Here is a 20,078-nt window from a genome sequence, read left to right as displayed (position 1 = left end):
GTCTCCGGCGGCTTTCCGTGTGCGACACCTGGGCGTTGCGGCCCGGACGTGGTTTCATCCCAGCTCGTGCTGACTTCTCGGGACGACGACGTACTGGCCGGGCGCGACCACGAACTGGGCCTGCTCACCGGGCTGCTGACGACCGGCCACCGACGGCCGGCGGTCGGCGTGCTGGAGGGGCCGCCGGGCATCGGCAAGAGCCGCCTGCTGGCCGAACTGCGGCGCACGGCAGCCGGATCGGGACGACCGGTGGCCCCGGCGCGGGCCCGGGCCACCGGGGACGGCCGCCCGGTGCCGTACGGGCTGCTGCTGGACGCGCTCTGGGACGCCGGCGCCCGGAGCCTGCTCGAAGCCTTCGCCGACCAGGCCGAAGCCGGAACCGGGAGCGGGGCCGGGCACGGACTCGGAACCGGAACCGGGAACGCCGACGGACCCGAGCACGGGCACCGGCAGCACCGGCAGCTGCGCGAGGCACTCGCCGGGGCCCCGCCCGTCCTCCTGCTGGACGACGTCCAGTGGGCCGACCGGGAGTCGCTGCTGCTGCTCGACCGGCTGGTCGCGAGCCCGCCGACCGGGCGGTTCACCGTCGTCCTGGCCTGTCGCAGCGGCGGCTGTCCGCCCTGGCTGACCCGGACCCTCGCCGACGCCGACGCGGTGTGGATCGAGCTCGCACCCCTGGGCCCGGCCGCGATCGCCCGGCTGGTGCCGGGGGCGGCACCGGAACGGCTCCGATTACTGGCGCGGGCCAGTGGCGGCAACCCCCGGTACCTGCGCGCCCTCACGGAGCCGTCGGCCGGGCCGTGCACCGGGCCGCCGCCCGAACTGCCCACGGAACTGCCCACCGACCTGCTGGCCGGGCTGGCCGCGGGCGATCCGCGCGTCCTCGGGCCGCAGCCCGCGGCACCCGCCACCGCCGACTGGCAGCCCGGGCCGGAGCTGCGCGGGGAACTGGCCACCCTGGCGGAGCGGACCCGCACGGTGCTGCGCGCCGCCGCCGTGGCCGGACCGGAGTTCGACCCGGCGCTGGTGGCGGCCGTGGCCGAACTGCCCACCGGGGCGGTGGCCGGGGCACTCGACGAACTGGCCGGGCACGGCCTCCTCGCCCCGGCCGGCGGCCGCCACCGCTTCACCCGGCCGCTGCCGGCCGCCGCCCTCTACCGGCTCGCCGGGTCGGCCTGGCGGGCCGGGGCGCACCGGCGGGCCGCCGACCACCTCGACCGCTGCGGGGCCCCGCTCGCGGAGTGGGCCGGGCAGGCCGCCTACGCCACGCCGGGCGCGGACCGGGAGCTGCTGGCGAGGCTCACCGCGGCCGCCCGTACCGTCCTCGATCCCGAGCCGGTGACCAGCGCCCGCTGGCTGCGCGCCGTCCTGGCGGCGCTGCCCGAGCGGGCGGACTGCGCCGAACTGCGCACCGAGACAACGCTGCTGCTCGGCCGGGCGCTCACCCTCACCGGCCGGCTGGACGAGGCCACCGCGGCGCTGGGCCCGCTGCTGTCGGGCCCGGCCCCGGACCGGGAGCGGGCCGCCGGCCCGGTCGCCCTCGCGGAACGGCTGCGCGGCCGCACGGACAGGGTGTACGGCCTGCTGGAGCGGGACGGCGGCGGCCGGGTCCGCGATCAACTCCAGCTCGCCAGGCTGGATGTGATGAACGGTCGGACGGAGCGGAGCCTGCACCGGATCGAGGCCGCCGTACGCCGCGACGACTCGGCCGGTACCCGGCTGACCGCGCACGGCCTGACCAGCCTCGCCGCGATCGGCCAGGGGGCGGTGCCCGCCGCCCGCCGGGCGCTGGACGCGGCCGAGCGCCTCGCCGACTCGCTGGACGCCCGCGGGCAGCTCCGGGCCCTCGCCGCGCTGCCCGAACTCGGCTGGGCCGGTGTGCTGTTGGAGCGCCGGCAGCGCACCGCCGAGCGCATCGAGCGGGGCATCGCCCTGGCCGAACGCCACCAGCACCACTACGTCATCCCGCAACTGCACGCGGTGCGGGCGGCGTTGCTGCTGATGTCGGGACCGCTGGACGCGGCCCGGGCCGCCGCCGACCGGGCCCTGGAGCTGGCGCGGGAGCTCGGCGCGACCGAGACCCTGGCGATCGCGGCGGCGCTCCGGCTCCGGGCGCTGGCCTGGCAGGGCGGACCGGCCGCCGCGGGCCCCGCGCTGGAGCTGCTGCTCGGCCTGCCGGAGCCGCCGACGGCGGTGTGGCGCGCGGTCGTCCGGCACGCCGTGGTGGAGGCCTCGGTGGTCTGCGGGCAGCCGCCGTCGGCGGCCGAGGCCGCCCGGCTGCTGAACCTGGGCGACGGACGGTGGCGCGACCCGATGCCCGCCCACGGCCACGACCTGATGGCCGCGGTGCACGCGGCGGAGGGCAACACCGCCCTGGTGGCCCGGCACGTGGAACTGGCCGGACGGGCGGCCCGCAGCGCCGGGCTGCCGGCGGCCGGCGCCGTGGTGTCGCTGGCCTCGGCCCGGCTGCTGCGGGTGCGCGGGGAGCAGGACCGGGCGACGGCACTGGCCCGCCGGGCCGCGGACGGACTGGCCGCCTCCGGCTTCGTGGTCAGGGCCGGGATGGCCCAGCTGGTGGCCGCCGAGATCGCCGCCGAGCACGGCGACCGGTCCGGGTACGAGGGCGCGACCGACGCGGCCCGGCGGCTGTTCGGCCGGGCGGGGGCGCACGCCCTGCTGGCCCGGGCGGAGCTGCCCTGGCGGGCCGGCCGGTGCGCCGCCGAGGCCCGCGGCGCCAGGACGGTGCCCGACGCGGCCGTCCCGCCGGGCCGACCGGCCCCGCCCGAGGGGCCGTCGCTCTCCGCGCGCGAGCACGAGATCGCGGACCTGACCGCCCAGGGGCTCACCAACCAGGCCATCGCCGCCCGGCTGTTCCTCAGCGTCCGCACGGTGGAGTCCCATCTCACCTCGGTCTACCGGAAGTTGGGGATCAGCGGCCGGGCCGCCGTGGCGCGCGCCCTGGACCCGGTCCGGCACGGCTGATCCTGCGGCCGGACGCCGTCCGTGCCCATCGTGGATTCCCGCAGTCCCCGGGGCCGGCACCCCCTCGGGGAGCCTGCGGAAACCCCCGATCCACGACGGGCCGGGACCTCGCTAGCTTTCCTTCCGGCGCCGGGCCGGACGCCGGGACCCGCAACTCGACCCCCGGCCCGGGCCGCCGCCTCCGGGCCCCGCCACCCGCGCCGGCCCGACCGGATCCCACGACGAAAGGCCACACCATGAGGGCAATCCCCCGCGCACTGGGCATCGTCGCAGCCGCCGGCACCATGCTGCTGGCCGCCGCGATCCCCGCCTCGGCGACCCCGTCCCAGGCCAATTACACGGGCGACGGCTTCGGTTCGACGTCCGCCCAGGCCAAGCAGAGCGCGCTCAACGACGCCCTCGCCCAGGCCCGGGCGGCCGGTTTCAGCAGCACCCAGTGCCTCCAGGTCGGCACCGCCCAGGCCTGGCCGAACAACAACCGACTCACGGCCCGCGGCGCGAAGTCGGCCGAGTCCGCCGTCATCGGGCCGGTCACCAGCTGGGAGGGCAGCGCCCAGCTCCAGTGCGCCACCCAGCCCGCCCCCGGCACCGTCAACCTCAACCGGTACAACGGCCCCGAGCACCTGAGCACCACCTCGGCGGCGCCCGCGGGCTACTACCTGGAGGGCAGCCTCGGCTGGATCTCCGGCAGCCAGGTCGCCGGCACCACCCCGCTGTACGAGTGCCGCGCGTGGGGCGGCACGGACACGTTCAGCTCGCTGGCCTCGAACTGCGAGGGCCAGCAGTTCGTCACCACGCTCGGGTACCTCTACACTGCCCCGCCGGCCGGTGTGGCGACCCGCGTGCTGCGCCGCTGCACCGTCAACGGCGAGCACTTCGACTCCAACGACCTCAACTGCGAGGGCCAGAACGCCGAGGGCGTCCTCGGCTACACCCTCGACTGACCGACCGGAACCGAGAACAACGAACAGCGGTAGCGAACAGCGGTAACGAACAGCGGTAACGAACCGGGCCCGCCGGTGCCGTCGCCGACCCCCCGCGCGTCCCCCCCCCGCCCCGCGGGGCCCCGCCCACCCCGCCCGCGGGGGCCCCGCGGCCGTGGCTCCGCCCCGGCAGGACCACCCTCAGAACGCGTCGTCCGGAATCTCCACGGCAGTCCGGTCCAGACTCTCCAACAGCCTGAACTGGGCCTCGGTCCTGGGCAGTTCATGCCGGAAGAAGTACCGGCAGGCGTGCCGCTTCCCCTCGTGCACGGGCTCGGTGCCCCCGTCGGCGGCGAGCAGCTGCTCCAGCCACAGCCAGGCCACGACGGTGTGCCCGACCGCTTCGAGGTAGACGGTGGCATTGGCCAGCGCCGTCTCCGGGTCCCCCGTCGCCCACAGCCGCCGGGTGACCGGGACGATGCGCCGGACGGCCCCGTCGAGCTGCCCCGCGTACTCGGCGGCCTCGCCCCCGGCGCTCGCGGCGCGGGCGGTGGTCGCCGAGACCGTCTCGACGAGCAGGCGCAGGCCCGCGCCGCCGTCCATGACGACCTTGCGGCCGAGCAGGTCGAGGCCGTGGATCCCGTGGGTGCCCTCGTGGATGGGGTTGAGCCGGTTGTCGCGGTAGAACTGCTCGACGTCGTACTCCCGGGTGTAGCCGTAGCCGCCGTGCACCTGGATGGCGAGGCTGTTGGCCTCCAGGCACCACTGGGAGGGCCAGCTCTTGGCGATCGGGGTGAGGACGTCCAGCAGCAGGTGGGCGCGGGCGCGGTCCTCCGGGGAGGCGCCGGTGCGCTCCTCGTCGAGCAGTCGGCCGCAGTACAGCACCAGGGCCAACGCGCCCTCCGCGTAGGACTTCTGGGCCAGCAGCATCCGGCGCACGTCGGCGTGGGCGATGATCGGCACCTGGGGCGCGTCCGGGTCCTTGGCCCCGACCGGACGGCCCTGGGGGCGGATGCGGGCGTAGTCCAGGGCGTGCAGGTAGCCGGTGTAGCCGAGCGCGGCGGCGCCGAGGCCGACGCCGATCCGGGCCTCGTTCATCATGTGGAACATGTAGGCGAGGCCGTGGTGCGGCTCGCCGACCAGGTGTCCGACGGCGCCGGGCTCGCCGCCCGGCCGGTGCACGCCCTCGCCGAAGTTGAGCAGGGTGTTGGTCGTCCCCCGGAAGCCCATCTTGTGGTTCAGCCCGGCCAGTACGACGTCGTTGCGCTCGCCGAGCGTGCCGTCGGCACCGACCAGCACCTTGGGCACGATGAACAGCGAGAGGCCCTTCACCCCGGGCGGCCCGCCGGGGATCCTGGCCAGCACCAGGTGGACGATGTTCTCGGACAGCTCGTGGTCGCCGCCGGAGATCCACATCTTGTTGCCGAACAGCCGGTAGCTGCCGTCGGCGCGCGGCTCCGCCCGGGTGCGCAGGTCGGCGAGCGAGGAGCCGGCCTGCGGTTCCGACAGGCACATGGTGCCGAAGAACCGCCCCTCGACCATGGGCCGGACGTAGGTGTCGATCTGTTCCCGACTGCCGTGCGCCAGCAGCAGGTTGGCGTTGCCCACGGTGAGGAACGGGTAGCCGGAGGTCCCCGGGTTGGCGGCCTGGAACCAGGCGAAGCAGGCGCTGGCCACCACGGACGGCAGCTGGGCGCCGCCGACCTCCTGGTCCATGGCGCTGCCGAGCAGCCCGGTGTCCGCGAAGACGGCCAGCGCCTCCCGGACCTCGGGGATGATGTGCACCCGCTCGCCGTCGAAGCGCGGCTCCTCGGCGTCGTTCCGCTTGTTGTGCGGCGCGAAGTGCCGGGTGGCGACCTGCTCGCCGAGGTCCAGGGCGGCGTCGAAGGTCTCCCGCGAGTGGTCGGCGTACCGGGGGCGCGCCGTGAGCGAGGGGACGTCCAGCCACTCGTACAGCAGGAAGTCGAGGTCGCGGCGGGAGAGCAGCAGGGACGGCACGGGGTGGCGCCTTTCGCGAGTGACTAAGCGCTTGCTTGGCTTCGTCAGCAGCATGCTCCACCGGACCGGAGCCGTCAACCGTCGCGAGCGGGGCCCGCGGGCCGGGTGCGGGGTGCGTCAGGCGCGGGGCCCGTCAGCTGCGGGGCCCGTCAGGTGCGGCGACCCGCGGCGACGGCGGCGGCGCCGAGGAGACAGGCCGCGGCGGCGGTGACGTAGGCGAGGTGATAGCCGTCGAGCCGGTTCGTACCGGTCCCGGCGACCAGGACCAGCAGCGCCACGCCGACGCTCGCGCCGATCTGCTGGGTCACCACGTTGACCGCCCCGGCGACGCCCTGCCGTTCGGCCGGGACGCCGGCCAGCCCGGCGGTGGTCATCGAGGGGAAGTTCAGGCCCTGGCCGATGCCGCTGAGCACCAGGCCGGGGAGCACGTGCACCAGATAGGAGCCCTCGTGCGGGGTGCCCAGCCAGAGCCCGGTGCCGACGCCGATCAGCACCAGGCCGACGGACATCAGGGTGCGCGGGGTGAAGCGGGCCAGCAGCCGGCCGGTGGCGAAGTTGGCGGTGAGGAACACCGCGGCGGACATCGGCACCAGCGCCAGGCCGGACTCGAACGGGGAGTAGTCCAGCATCCCCTGGAGGTACAGCGGCGCGAAGAACAGCATCCCGACCGAGCCCGTGTACTGGAGGAACGCCGCCAGGCTCGCCGCCCGGACGGAGCCGAGCCGGAACAGGCCGAGCGGGAGGACCGGGTCGGCGGTGCGGTGCTCCCGCACCACGAACAGCACCAGGCAGAGCGCGGCGGCGGCCAGCACCGTCCAGGCCGTGGCGCCGGAGCTGCTCACCCCGACCACCAGCAGGGTGAGGCCGAGGGTGCCGGCGACCGCGCCGGGCAGGTCCAGCCGGCCGCGGTGCCCGGGGCCGTCGGGCAGGCCGATCCTGGTCACCGCGAGCACGGCGGCCCCCAGCAGCACCGAGAACCACAGCACCGAACGCCAGCCGAGGAACTGGGTCAGCACGCCGCCGAGCAGCACGCCGCCGCTGAAACTCGCGGCGCCGACCGCCGCGTAGACGCTGAACGCCCGGTTGCGGGCCGGACCGGCCGGGAACGCCTCGGAGAGCAGGGCCAGCGCGGCCGGTCCCGACAGCGCGGCGCCGACGCCCTGGACGGCGCGCGCCCCCAGCAGCACCCCGATGTTCGGCGCCACCGCCCCGACCAGCGCGGAGACGGTGAACACGGCGACGCCGACCTCGAACACCCGCCGCCGGCCGAGCACGTCGGCCAGTCGGCCGCCGACCAGCAGGAAGCCGGCGAAGGTGACGGCGTAGGCGGTCATCACCCACTGGAGGGTGGTGTCGGCGAGCTCGAAGCGGCTGCCGACGGAGGGCAGGGCGGCGTTGAGCACCCCGAGGCCGCTCACGTCCAGGGCGAGCGCCCCGGCCAGCACCCCGAGGGCCAGTCCCGGTCGGGTCAGCGGCTGCACCGCGACGTCGGTCATGCCCGGCCGCCGGAACGGTCGGCCCGGCCGGTGCGGCCCGGTGCACCGGGCGGTGCAAGCGCCGGGCACCGTGCGGGGCCCCGAGGGGCTAAGGAGCGGTCGACGCAGGCTGACGCTGTCTCAGGGCTCGCAACTGGCATGGGGGTCAGCTTGCCCGCGCTGATCGTCCGCTGTCCACCCCTCACCCCTCGCGGGGAATCCCGACCGTGCTCCAACTCCCTTACCTTTCAGGCAGGTTAGCCGTATCGCGCGCGAACGAAAGCCCGCCGTGCAGTGGTTCACCCGCCGTCGCCGCCGTTCGGCCGGAGCCGTTCGATCGAGCAGGTCGAATCGGACACTTTGGCGATCGGATCCCGCCACTGCCCGGACCGGCTCGCAGACGACGCTTGTCTCACCAATCGCCAAGTGGCACTCTCGTACCCGCTGGTCGGTAAAGACCCGGTGATCCGCCGCACATCGATTCGCACAGTTCGCACACTCGTTGCGCCAGACCCGATCGACCGTCCGATCGGCCTTCCGATCGACCTCCGCATCCAGGGCGGACCGGGACACCAGCTCCGCGCGGTCCACGGCGACCACAGCGCCGACGGACCGGCCGGCAGGCGCCGCGCCGCACGCGTCGGCGAGAACTTCACAGTGGGCCGCTGTTGCGCGATCACCCGAGCCGATCCGAGCGATCCGAGCCGCTGATCCGCACGTCCGCACGCGGCTGATCCAGGCTGTCGCGAGCCGTCCGGCCGGGCAGTCCCGACCCACCCGTTGCCCCGCCCGTTCCCCCGTCCATTCCCCCGTTCCCCGTTCCCTCCTTCCGCCCTGCCCAGGGAGTCGCCATGCCCCAAGAACGCACGGTGCCGGACCCGTCCGCCGTCACGGACTTCCTGCTCTCCCGCGTATCCGCACTGTTGGACGTGTCCGCGAACACCCTGGACCCCCGGGCCCCGCTGCACCGGTACGGGCTGGACTCCGCGCGGTCGGTGGCGCTCGCCGCCGAGCTGTCCGCGTTCCTCGGACGCGCCGTCCCCGCCACCTGGCTCTGGCAGTACCCGACCGTCGGCGAGCTGGCCCGGGCCCTGGTCGAGGGTCCGCGCGAGGCGCAGCCCGCCCGGGGCGCCGAGCGCGGCGCCCGTCCCCACGAGCCGGTCGCGGTCGTGGGCATCGGCTGCCGCTTCCCCGGCGGTCCGGACCCGTCCGCGTTCTGGCGGCTGCTGGTGGAGGGCGGTGACGCCGTCGGACCGGTCCCGGCCGCGCGCCGGGCGCTGATGAACGACGCGGTCCGCTGGGGCGGGTTCGTCGACGGCATCGACCGGTTCGACCCGCTGTTCTTCGGCATCTCGCCGCGCGAGGCCGTCCAGATGGACCCGCAGCAGCGGCTGGTCCTGGAACTGTGCTGGGAGGCCCTGGAGGACGCGGGCATCGCCCCGCACACCCTGCTCGGCAGCGACACCGGCGTGTTCATGGCCTCCTGTTGGGGCGACTACGCCGCCCTGGCGCACTACCGCGGGCCCGACGCCCAGATCACCCCGCACACCGCGACCGGCATGCACGACGGCATCATCGCCAACCGGGTCTCCTACGTCCTGGGGCTGCAGGGCCCGAGCATGGCCATCGACGCCGCCTGCGCGGGCTCCCTGGTCTCGGTGCACGTCGGCTGCCAGTCGATCCAGCTCGGCGAGAGCGACCTCGTGCTGGCCGGCGGCGTCAACCTGAGCTTCGTCTCCGACTACTACACCGCGATGGACGCGATGGGCGCGCTCGCCCCGGACGGCCGCTGCAAGTCCTTCGACGCCCGGGCCGACGGCTACGTCCGCGGCGAGGGCGCCGGTGTCGTCGTTCTCGCGCCGCTCAGCGTGGCCCTGGAGCGCGACCTGCCGGTGTACTGCCTGATCAAGGGCAGCTCCTCCAACAACGACGGCCTGAGCAACGGGATGACGGCGCCGAACCCGCAGGCGCAGGAGAAGATGCTGCGCACCGCGTACCGGCGGGCCGGCATCGACCCGCACCTGGTGGACTACATCGAGTGCCACGGCTCGGCGACGCCGCTCGGCGACCCGATCGAGGCCAATGCGATCGGCGCCGTCCTCGGCGGCGACCGCACCGAGCCGCTGCGGCTGGGCTCCGTCAAGTCCAACGTGGGCCACCTGGAGGCGGCGGCGGGCATCGTCGGGCTGGTCAAGCTGGCGCTGTCGATGCGCAACGGCGTGCTGCCGCCGAGCCTGCACTACAGCACGCCGAACCCGCAGATCCTCTTCGACGAGTACCGGATGACCGTCCAGGACCGGTTGACGCCCTGGCCGCGGCGCTCCGACGCCCGCCGGGGCGGGGTCAGCTCCTTCGGCTTCGGCGGCGCGATCTGCCACGTCGCGGTGGAGGAACTGCCGCGCCCCGAGGGCTCCCTGCTGCTGCTGGCCGCCGACTCCCCGGAGGCGCTGGCGGAACGGGCCCGCGCCCTGCGCGACGCCACCGACCTGCGCGAACTGTGCCGCCGCGCACCCGGCGAGGGGGCGTTCCGGCTCGCGGCCGCCGCCCGGGACCTGGCCGAACTCCGCACCCAGCTGGACGCCTTCGGCGCCGGGGCGCCGGCCCGCGGGCTGAGCGTCGGCGAGGCGGCCGGGCGCCGCCCGCGGGTGGCGTTCCTGTTCTCCGGCAACGGCTCCCAGTGGGTCGGCATGGGCCGCCAGCTACTGGCCGGAATGCCGGTGTTCCGCCGCTCGATGCTGCGCTCCGACCGGCGGATGAAGGAGCTGCTGGGCTTCTCCCTGGTCGAGCAACTGCTCTCCCCGGACGGCCGACTGGACGACATGGACGTCTTCCAGCCGCTGCTGTTCTCCCTCCAGGTCGCGCTGGCCGAGACCTGGCGCGCGCTGGGCGTGGAGCCGGACGTGGTGGTCGGGCAGAGCGTCGGCGAGTTCGCCGCCGCCCACGTGGCCGGCGCGCTCGACTTCGACGACGCCTCCCGGCTGGCCGCCCACCACGGCCGGCTGCTCCAGCAGTTGGCCGTCGGGCGGGGCGAGGGCATCGTGGTGATGACCGCCGCGGACGAGGTCGCGCCGTACCTGACCGGCGGGCTCACCCTCTCCGGCCGCAACGGCCTGCGCTCCACCCTGGTCACCGGCACCCCGCAGGAGATCGACGGCCTGGTCCGGCGGCTCACCGACGCGGGTGTCACCAACCACCGGGTGCGGATGGGCCACGCCCCGCACTCCCCGCTGGTCGACCACGTGCTCGCCCCGTTGAAGGTGGAGCTCGACGGCATCCGCCCCCGGAGCACCCGGATCCCGATGATCTCCACCGTCACCGGCGAGGCCGTGGACGGCGCCGAACTCGGCCCGGACTACTGGGCGGAGAACCTGCGCCGGGAGATCCGGGTGGTCGACGCCCTGACCGGCCTGCGCGGGTACGACGTCGACGCGGTGATCGAGCTCAGCCCGCACCCGCTGCTGCTCAAGTCGGTGTCGGAACTGCTCCCCGCCGCCACCCTGCCCTCGCTGCGGCGCGGCGAGGACGAGGCCGTCACCCTGCTCGGCTCGCTCGGCGCGCTGTACGCGGCCGGGCTGGCCGTCCCGGCGCACCCCTTCCTGGCCGGTGACCGGGGCCGGCACACCGCCCCCGGCCAGGCCGACCCCGCCCCGGCGGGCCGGCTGCACCTGGTGCCCGTCACGGCCCGCACGGCGGGCGCGCTGGCCGACACCTGCCGCGAACTGTCCAACCGCGTCGAACGCGACCCCGGCCTGCGGGTCGCCGACCTCGCGTACACCCTCGCCGCCCGGCGCACCCACCACAACCACCGGATCGCGCTGTTCGCCCGCAGCCGGCAGGACGTCCTGGACGGCCTCGCCCGGGTCGCGTCCGGCCGGCCGCACCCCGAGGTCGTCACCGGGGCGGTCTCCGGGAACGTCGACCGCCGGGTGGCGCTGGTGTTCTCCGGCGGCGGCACCCAGTGGGTCGGCATGGGCCGGGAACTCCTGCGCTCCCACGCCGGGTTCCGCGAGTGGATGACCGCCTGCGACGCCGCCGTGCGCGCGGCCGGCGGCTGCTCGGTGCTGGAGCAGCTGGCCGCCCCGGCCGAGCGGGCCCGGTACGAGGAGATGGACGTCCAGCAGCCGGTGCTGTTCGCCCTCCAGGTGTCGCTGGCGAAGGTCTGGCTCGGGCTCGGCGTCGAGCCGGCCGCCGTGGTCGGGCACAGCCTGGGCGAGGTCGCGGCCGCCTGCGTGGCCGGGGCGCTGTCGCTGGAGGACGCCGCCCGGGTCGTGGTCACCCGCTCGCACCTGCTCGAACGCAAGGCGGCCGCGGGCGCGATGATCTCGGTCGACCTGCCGGAGGCGGAGCTGCTGCCCCGGCTCGCCCCGTACGCCGCGCACGCGGCCGTCGCCGTGGTCAACAGCCCCACCAGCGCGGCGGTCTCCGGCTCGCCCGAGGCCGTCGACGCCCTGGAGGCCGACCTGCGGCGGGAGGGGGTGTCGGTCCGCCGGATCCGGGTCGAACGGCCGGTGCACAGCCCGGGGATGGACCCGCTGCTCCAGCCGCTGCGCGAGGGCATCGAGGGCATCACCGCGCTGCCGCCCGTCATCGACTTCCACTCCACCGCGCTGGCCGAGGCGGTCAACCCGGCCACCGACGTGGACTACTGGGTGCACAACCTGCGCAACCAGGTCCGCTTCGCCGAGACCATCGGGGCGCTGGTCGACCGGGGCGTCGGCACCTTCGTCGAGATCGGCCCGCACGAGACGCTGCGCGGCGCGGTCGAGGAGATCGCCCTCACCCGCGGGGCGCGGGTGCACGCGGTCAACTCGCTGCGGCGCGAGGAGAGCGACCTGCGCTGCCTGCTGGGCGCGGCCGCCTCGCTGTACGTCCGGGGCCTGCCGCTGACCTTCGACCCGCTGTTCGACGACGACGTCGAGCCGGTGGAGACCCCGCTGGTGGCGTGGCAGAAGGAGCGCTACTGGATCGACACCGAGCCGCAGGCCCCACGGGCCCCGGCCGCCCCGACGGCTGCGCCGGTCGCCACCGCGCCCGCGGCGGCGACCGTCGTACAAGCCGACGTGCAGGCCGTCGTGCAGGCCGGGCCCGAGCCCGCGGCCCGGCCGGTGGCGGAGGTCGTCCTCGCCGAACTCGCCGACGCGCTGGGCGTGCCGGTGAGCGGCTTCGACACCGACGCCTGCCTGCGGGACTTCGGCCTGGACTCGATGGTGGGGATCCGGCTGGTCAACCGGATGCAGGCGCTGTTCGGGCACCGGGTGTCGCCGGTGGTGTTCCTGGACGGCCGCCCGATCTCCGAGGTGGTCGGCCACTTCGTCGAGCTCACCGGCGGCGGCGCCCCCGCGAGCACGCCCGCAACCGCCCCCGCACCGACTGCCGCGCCGACTCCCGTACCGGCCCCCGCCCGCCCGGCGGACCACGCCTTCCTCGACGAACTCTCCGAGCTGGACGCCGAGGAACTGCTCGACGAACTGGACGCCCGCGGCCTGCTGGACGCCACCGACGCACCGGCCCTGGAGCAGCTGCGCGCCGACGACCTGGGCCTCGCCCTGGCACCCGCCTCGCACGGCCAGGCCTCGCTCTGGTTCATGCAGATGGTCTCGCCGGACGCCGTCCCCTACAACTTCATGGTGACCGCCCGGATCCGCAGCACGGTCGATGAGAAGGCCCTGGAGCGCGCCGTCCGGGCCGTGACGGCCCGCCACCCGGCGCTGCGCACCCTCTTCGTCGAGGCGGGCGGGCGGCCGTACCAAGTCGTCCTGGACGAACCGGTGTACGAGTTCCTGGCGCTGGACGGCTCCGCGCTGGACGAGGAGCAGGCCCGCGAGGAGCTGGCCCGGCAGGGGCACCGGCCGCTCGACCTCGACAACGGGCCGCTGGTGCGGGTCGTCCTGCTGGGCCGGGGCCCGGCCGACCACTACCTGCTGGTGCTGGTCCACCACATCGCCTCGGACGCGGCCTCCGCCGATGTGATGATCCGCGAACTCCAGGCCTTCTACCAGGCCTCCTACCAGGGCGCCGACCAAGGCGCCGACCCGGTTGCCGACGCACCGGCCGCCCCGTACACCGAGTTCGTCGCATGGGAGCGGCAGTGGCTGGCCGGGCCGGCCGCCGCGGCGGCGCTGGACTGGTGGTCGGCGAAGCTGGCCGACCCGCCCGCCCACCTCGACCTGTCCGACCGGGAGCGGCCGCCGGGCGTCACCTACGAGGGCCGCGACCTGGCGTTCCGCTGGAGCGCCGAGGAGACCCGGCTGCTGCGGGAGTTCGCGCTGCGCGAGGGCGTGTCGATCAGCACCGTGGTGCTGGCCGGGTTCTTCGCCACCCTCAACCGCGCGGTCGGCACCGAGGACGCGGTGCTGGCCACCGCGATCGCCCAACGGGCCGAGCCCGGCTGGGAGTCCGCCGTCGGCTACTACCTCAACACCGTGCTGGTCCGGGCCAACCCGGCCGCCGACCGCAGCTTCCGCGACCTGCTGCGCGAGGTGCACGACTTCTCGCTCGGCCTGCTGGAGCACATGAACTACCCCCTCGACCTGCTGGCCTCCCGGCTCCGGCCGCCGCGCGCCGAGGGCCGCTCCCCGTGGTTCGACGTGGTGGTCAACTGGCTGTCCTCGGAGGCCTTCCCCCGCTCGGTCAAGCTCTTCCACGGCGTCGGCTCCACCCTCACCCCGGACGGCGCCCTGCCGCTCGAACCGCTCCAGGTGCGCCGCCACCTCGCCAAGTTCGACCTGGAGATCTCGATGGCCGACATCGACGGCGAAGTGGCCGGCCACGTCCAGTTCAAACCGAGCTACCTGGAAAGGCACACCGTGACCGCACTGCTCGCGCTGTACCGCACCGTGCTCTTCGAGTCGATCGCCCGGCCCGGCCTCGCCCTCGGCGCCGTCGCCCCGGCCGGCCTGCCCGAGGAGGCGGACCGGTGACCGACACCCTGCACTCCGCCTTCGTCGAACTGGCCGCCAAGAACCCCGACGCGATCGCGGTGTACGCCGAGGCCGGCGTCCTCGGCTACGGCGAACTCGACCGCCGATCGGCCGAGTTGGCCGAACGGCTGACCGCCGCCGGGGCCGGCCCGGGCGTCCCGGTCGGGATTTGCGTCGAACGCACCCCCGACCTGCTGGTCGCCCTCCTGGCCGCGCTGCGCAGCGGCGCCTGCTACCTGCCGCTGGACCCGAACTACCCCGCCGACCGGCTGGGCCTCATGGTGCAGGACAGCGGCACCCGGCTGCTGCTCACCACCCCCGCCTCCCGGGCGAGTTGCCCGCCCGGCCCGACCGTGCTGGTGCTGGACGGCGCCGCGGTGCGCACCGAGCCGGGCGCGAGGCCCGTCCCGGTCGTGCCCGGGGACACCGCGTACATCATCTACACCTCGGGCTCCACCGGCCGGCCCAAGGGCGTGGCGGTGCGGCACGGCGGCGCGGTGGCGATGCTCGCCGCGATGGACCGCGTCCTGGAGGGCTGCGACCTGAGCGGGGTCGCGGCGGCCAGCTCGGTCTGCTTCGACATGTCCGTGATGGAGATCTTCAACGCGCTGTGCCGGGGCGGCGCCGTGGTGCTGGTCGAGAGCGCCGTGCACCTGCCGGAGAGCCGGTACGCCGACCGGATCACCCACCTCAACGCCGTGCCGTCGGTGATGAACGGCCTGCTCGACGCCGGGGCGCTGCCGCCCAACCTGCGCACCGTGGTGTTCGGCGGCGAGGCGCTGCGCCGCAAGCTGGTCGACCGGACGTACCGGGAGACCGGCGCGACCCGGGTGTTCAACGCCTACGGCCCCACCGAGGGCACCGTGTTCTGCTCCTTCGGCCTCGTCCCCGAGGAGTCGGCCGAGGAGCCGACGATCGGCCCGCCGACCGAGGGCGCCCTGGTGTACGTGCTGGACGAGCAGCGCCGGCCCGTCCCGACCGGCGCCCCGGGCGAGCTGTACCTCGGCGGCGCCGGGGTCGCGCACGGCTACGTCAACCGGCCGGAGACCACCGCCGAGCGCTTCCTGCCCGACCCGTTCCACCCGGGCGGGCGGATGTACCGCACCGGCGACCTGGTCGCGTTCACCGAGGACGGTGAGCTGCGCTTCCTCGGCCGCACCGACCACCAGGTCAAGCTGCGCGGCTACCGGATCGAGCTGGAGGAGGTCGAGGCCCGGCTGACCGGCTGCCCCGAGGTCCGGGAGGCCGCCGCCGCCGTCCGCGGCAACCGGCTGGTCGGCTACCTGGTGCCCGCGGGCGACGGCCCCGCCCCGGACGGGCCCCGGCTGGACGCGGCGCTCCAGGGCGCCGTCACCGCCCGGCTCGCCGCCGAACTGCCCGACTACCTGGTGCCCGCCACCCTGGTGGTGCTGCCCGCGCTGCCGCTCGGGCCGGGCGGCAAGCTGGACCGCAGCGCGCTCCCCGAGCCGCCGGCCGCCGGCACCGGCGGGCCGACGACCGCGCCGAGCACGCCCACCGAGCTCGCCCTGGCCGAGATCTGGGGGCAGCTGCTCGACCTCGAACCGTCCGGCATCGACGTCCAGGCCGCCTTCTACGACCTCGGCGGCGACTCGCTGCTGCTGATCCGGCTGGCCCGGCTGATGACCCGTCGCTTCGACCGGCGGGTTCGGGTGCCCGACCTGTTCAGCTTCCGCGACATCGCCTCGCTCGCCCGCTGGCTCGACGAGGAGGAGGGCGCGACCCCCGAGGTGGTGCAGTCGGCCCGCCGCCGGGCCGGCGCCCGCCGCGCGGCCCTGCGCGGACGCCCGGCCGGCGACCGCTGAGCCCGCGACCCGAGCCGCCCCACCCCACCACGGAGCAGGAGCCTTCCATGACCGACCACCCCGAGCAGGCCCCCGAGCAGGACTACGACCCGGGCGACGTGGCCGTCATCGGCATGTCGCTACGGGCCCCCGGCGCCCGTACCAAGGAACAGTTCTGGGACAACCTCGTCCACGGCCGGGAGTCGATCTCCTTCCTGGCCAAGGACGACATCCACGTCGACGAGACCCTGATCCACAGCCCCTTCTACGTGCGCGCCTGCGGCGTGCTGGACACCTACGACAGGTTCGACCCCTCGGTGTTCGGCATCAGCGACCGGATGGCCGCCGCGATGACCCCGGAGAACCGGCTGTTCCTGGAGAGCGCCTGGGAGTCGCTGGAGGACGGCGGCTACGACCCGGAGCGGCTGGACGCCGAGATCGGGATGTACGGCGCCAACAACCCGCAGACCGCCGCGCTCTACAGCTCCCCGCCGGACCGGGTGTCGGTCGGCCCGGAGGCGATCGAGGCCAGCCTGGCCTGGTCGCCGGACACCATGACCTCCAACGCCCTGTACTACCTGGGGCTCACCGGCGAGGCCGTCACCGTCGCGGCCGTCTGCGCGGGCTTCCACTACGCGGTGCACCTGGCCTGTCAGTCGCTGCTGCTCGGCCAGACCGACCTGGCGGTCGCGGGCGGCGCGATGGTGCGGCTGCCGCACCCGCGCGGCCACCTGTGGGAGGAGAACCGGATCCTGTCCCGGGACGGCCACTGCCGCCCCTTCGACGCCAACGGCACCGGCACCGCGCTGTCCAGCGGCGTGGTCACCGTGCTGCTCAAGCCGCTGGGGCACGCCGTCGCCGACCGCGACCACGTCTACGCCGTGGTCAAGGGCTCGGCCGTGAACAACAACGGGGTCAGCGCGATGGCCTACGGCCTGGCCCAGCCCGAGCGGCTGAGCGCCTGCATCGCGAGCGCCATGGAGGTCGGCGGCGTCGCCCCCGAGACGGTGGGCATGTACGAGGCCAACGGGCTCGGTCTGCCGATGACCGACGAGCTCGAGGTGCACGCGGCGACCATGGCGTTCGGCAAGCAGACCGCGACCACCTCGATCGGCGGGGTCAAGGGCAACGTGGGCCACGGCGGCGTGGTCTCCGGCGGCTTCGGGGCGGTCAAGGCCGCGCTGGCGCTGTACCACCGGCAGCTCCCGGCGACGATCAACCTGACCGAGGTCAACCCGGACCTCGACCTGCCCGGCACGCCGTTCGTGCCGCAGCTCGAAGGGGCCGACTGGGAACCGGAGTCCGGTATCCGCCGGGCGGGCATCACCTCGATCGGCGGCGGCGGCTACAACGCCCACCTGCTGCTGGAGGAGCCGCCGGCCCCGGCCCGGCGCGAGCCCGAGGAGGCGGGCCGGCCCCGGCTGGCCACCCTGTCCGCCCTGGACGACGAGACCCTGGCCCGCCAGCGCACCCGGCTCCGGGAGCGGCTGGCGGCCGACCCGACGCTGCGGCTGGACGACGTCTGCTACAGCCTCAACCTCGGCCGCAAGGTGCTGCCCCGCCGTTGGGCGGCCGTGGTGCGCAGCCGGGAGGAGCTGATCGCGGCGCTCGCCGGGGAGCCCGCGGGCGGCGTCGTCACCTCGACCGCCGCCGCCCCGGCCGTCGATGCGGGCGCGTTCGCCCGCACCGACCACGGCCTGGTGCCGGCCGGCCGGGACGCCGGGGCGCTGGCCGAGCTGGCCGCCGCCTGGGTGGGCGGCCGGCCGGTGGACTTCGACGCCCTGCACCGCGGCGAGGCCAGCCACCGGGTGCCGCTGCCCACCTACCCCTTCCAGCCGCGCCGGTTCTGGCGCACGGACTGGTGACCGTGCGCACCCCGGCCCCGACCCCGACCCGCGCCCCGGCCGCCGTGGACCTGGGCGACCCGGCCACCTTCGCCGATCCCGGCCTCGACCTCGTCGGGTACTGGCGCACCCTGCGGGACGAGGCGCCGCTGCACTGGAACCCCCCGGCCGACGGCCGGCGCGGGTTCTGGGTGCTCTCCCGGCACGAGGACATCCTGGCCACCTACCGGGACGACGCGCACTTCACCTCCGAGCGCGGCAACGTCCTGGTCACCCTGCTGGAGGGCGGCGACGCCGGGGCGGGCCGGATGCTGGCCGTCACCGACGGGCACCGCCACCACGAGCTGCGCAAGATCCTGCAACGGGTGCTCTCCCCACGGGTGCTGGACGAGGTGGCCACCACCGTCCGGGCCAACACCCGGCGGTGGATCCGCGCGGCGGTCGCCTCCGGCGGCTGCGACTTCGCCGAGCAGATCGCCGCCCGGATCCCGATGACCACCATCTGCAGCCTGCTGGGCGTGCCCGAGCAGGACCAGGACCACCTGCTCGGCCTCACCAGGGCGGCGCTCTCGGCGGACGACGAGGACGTCGACGAGGTCGACTCCGAGATGGCCCGCAACGAGATCCTGATGTACTTCATGGACGTCGTCGAGGAGCGCCGCGAGCACCCCGGCGAGGACGTGATCAGCATGCTGGTCGCCAGCTCGATCGACGGCGTGCCGCTGACCGACGAGGACGTGGTGCTCAACTGCTACAGCCTGATCATCGGCGGCGACGAGACCAGCCGGCTGACGATGATCGACTGCGTCCGGACCCTGGCGGCCCGGCCCGACCAGTGGCACCGGCTCAAGCGGGGCGAGGTCGAGCTCGGGACGGCCGTGGACGAGGTGCTGCGCTGGGCCTCGCCCACCCTGCACTTCGGACGCAGCGTCGTCCGGGAGACCGAGGTGCACGGCGTACGGCTGCGGCCCGGCGAGATCGTCACGCTCTGGCACGCCTCCGGCAACCGGGACGAGCGGGTCTTCGACCGGCCCGAGCACTTCGACCTCGGCCGCACCCCCAACAAGCACCTGGCCTTCGGGTACGGCCCGCACTTCTGCGTGGGCTCCTACCTGGCCAAGGTGGAGATCGCCGAACTGCTCGGGGCACTGCGGGACTTCACCACCGGCTTCGACCTGACCGCCGAGCCGCGGCCGATCCGCTCCAACTTCCTGACCGGGTTCGCCACCCTGCCGGTGCGCTTCGAGCCCGACCGCGCCGGGCTGGACGGGGCCGGACTGGACGGGGCCGACTGACGCGCCGACGCCGAAACCGAGACCCGACCCGACCCGACCCGACCAGTGAGCGCAGGAGGACGGTTGAACATCTACCTATCGGGACAAGGGGCGTTCGCGGTGCAGGTCGCGGAGGCCCTGCTGGACGGCGGACACAAGATCGTCGGTGCGGCCGCGCCCCGGCTGCGCAGAGGGCGGTCCGACGAGGCCGACGCGATGTGCTGGGACCGCGTACGGGCCTGGGCGTTCCCCAGGGACATCCCCTGGACGGACTCGGCCGAACTGCGGGCCCGGCACGTCCCCGACGGGGTGGACGTCATCCTCGCCGCGCACTCGCACGCCTTCCTCGGCCGGGAGACCCGCGCCCGGGCCGCCGTCGCCACCATCGGCTACCACCCCAGCCTGCTGCCGCTGCACCGCGGCCGGGACGCGATCCGGTGGACGATCCGCGACGGCGACAAGGTGACCGGCGGAAGCGTCTACCACCTGACCGAGCGCACCGACGGCGGCCCGATCGCCGCCCAGCAGCACCTGTTCGTACCGCCGGGCTCGACCGCGCAGAGCCTGTGGCGCGACCACCTGGCGCCGCTCGGGGTGCGGCTGCTGCTCAAGGTGGTCGCCGACCTGGCCGCCGACCGGCGGATCGAGGTCCCCCAGGACGAGTCGCTGGCGACCTGGGAGCCCGCGATGGGCGCGCCGCCGTTGTTCAAGCCCGAGCTGATCGCCCTGCCGGGCGCGGCGCGGGTCGACGGCAGCCGGTGGGCGCTGCACGAGCACTGAGCCCGCACGGCGAAGTGCCGTCGGCCCCCCCCCCCGCGCCCCCCGGGGCGGCGCCCGCGAGGGTGGAGGGGGGGGTTTTG

10 protein-coding genes are annotated in these 20,078 nt (G+C 75.1%); 8 read left to right on the top strand and 2 right to left on the bottom strand.

Features of this window, described 5'->3' with window-relative positions; all coding sequences use genetic code 11:
- Positions 1 to 66 precede the first annotated feature (66 nt).
- Together ACFXPX_RS28445 and ACFXPX_RS28440 are read left to right on the top strand one after the other, a co-directional pair.
- A complete protein-coding gene (locus ACFXPX_RS28445; RefSeq protein ID WP_380529181.1) occupies positions 67 to 2,982 on the top strand; it encodes an AAA family ATPase in 2,916 nt (971 codons plus the stop codon).
- Positions 2,983 to 3,218: 236 nt separating this feature from the next.
- On the top strand, positions 3,219 to 3,926 hold the full coding sequence (locus tag ACFXPX_RS28440) for a hypothetical protein (protein WP_380643972.1): 708 nt from the start codon (positions 3,219 to 3,221) through the stop codon (positions 3,924 to 3,926).
- A 180-nt stretch (positions 3,927 to 4,106) separates the two neighbouring features.
- Here the strand turns inward: ACFXPX_RS28440 and ACFXPX_RS28435 are convergent, their stop codons facing one another.
- Both ACFXPX_RS28435 and ACFXPX_RS28430 read right to left on the bottom strand, forming a co-directional pair.
- Positions 4,107 to 5,957 carry an acyl-CoA dehydrogenase gene (locus tag ACFXPX_RS28435; protein WP_380643971.1) on the bottom strand — a complete coding sequence of 617 codons (1,851 nt, stop codon included), beginning with the start codon at positions 5,955 to 5,957 and terminating at the stop codon, positions 4,107 to 4,109.
- Between the two features lie 95 nt (positions 5,958 to 6,052).
- Positions 6,053 to 7,399 (bottom strand): MFS transporter, encoded by a 1,347-nt coding sequence (locus tag ACFXPX_RS28430; protein ID WP_380643970.1) that lies wholly within the window; start codon positions 7,397 to 7,399, stop codon positions 6,053 to 6,055.
- A 405-nt stretch (positions 7,400 to 7,804) separates the two neighbouring features.
- On the opposite strand from ACFXPX_RS28430, the gene ACFXPX_RS28425 reads away from it, so the two are divergent.
- The 6 genes from ACFXPX_RS28425 to ACFXPX_RS28400 all read left to right on the top strand — a co-directional run bounded on the left by ACFXPX_RS28425 (position 7,805) and on the right by ACFXPX_RS28400 (position 19,998).
- Entirely contained in the window at positions 7,805 to 8,089 is a 285-nt protein-coding gene (locus ACFXPX_RS28425; RefSeq protein ID WP_380529173.1) for a hypothetical protein, read from the top strand.
- Between the two features lie 140 nt (positions 8,090 to 8,229).
- On the top strand, positions 8,230 to 14,298 hold the full coding sequence (locus ACFXPX_RS28420; RefSeq protein ID WP_380643969.1) for an acyltransferase domain-containing protein: 6,069 nt from the start codon (positions 8,230 to 8,232) through the stop codon (positions 14,296 to 14,298).
- On the top strand, positions 14,295 to 16,121 hold the full coding sequence (locus ACFXPX_RS28415) for an amino acid adenylation domain-containing protein (RefSeq protein ID WP_380643968.1): 1,827 nt from the start codon (positions 14,295 to 14,297) through the stop codon (positions 16,119 to 16,121). The genes ACFXPX_RS28420 and ACFXPX_RS28415 overlap by 4 nt, the downstream gene beginning before the upstream one ends.
- Positions 16,122 to 16,168: 47 nt before the next feature.
- A complete protein-coding gene (locus ACFXPX_RS28410) occupies positions 16,169 to 17,965 on the top strand; it encodes a beta-ketoacyl synthase N-terminal-like domain-containing protein (RefSeq protein ID WP_380529168.1) in 1,797 nt (598 codons plus the stop codon).
- Positions 17,962 to 19,239 (top strand): cytochrome P450, encoded by a 1,278-nt coding sequence (locus ACFXPX_RS28405; RefSeq protein ID WP_380643967.1) that lies wholly within the window; start codon positions 17,962 to 17,964, stop codon positions 19,237 to 19,239. Before ACFXPX_RS28410 ends, ACFXPX_RS28405 begins: the two co-directional genes overlap by 4 nt.
- A gap of 63 nt (positions 19,240 to 19,302) precedes the next feature.
- Positions 19,303 to 19,998 carry a formyltransferase family protein gene (locus ACFXPX_RS28400; protein WP_380643966.1) on the top strand — a complete coding sequence of 232 codons (696 nt, stop codon included), beginning with the start codon at positions 19,303 to 19,305 and terminating at the stop codon, positions 19,996 to 19,998.
- The last annotated feature ends 80 nt before the right edge of the window (positions 19,999 to 20,078 follow it).

This window comes from Kitasatospora sp. NPDC059146 (genome assembly GCF_042786665.1).
Classification (GTDB): domain Bacteria; phylum Actinomycetota; class Actinomycetes; order Streptomycetales; family Streptomycetaceae; genus Kitasatospora.
This window is presented reverse-complemented; position numbering and strand designations above follow the sequence as displayed.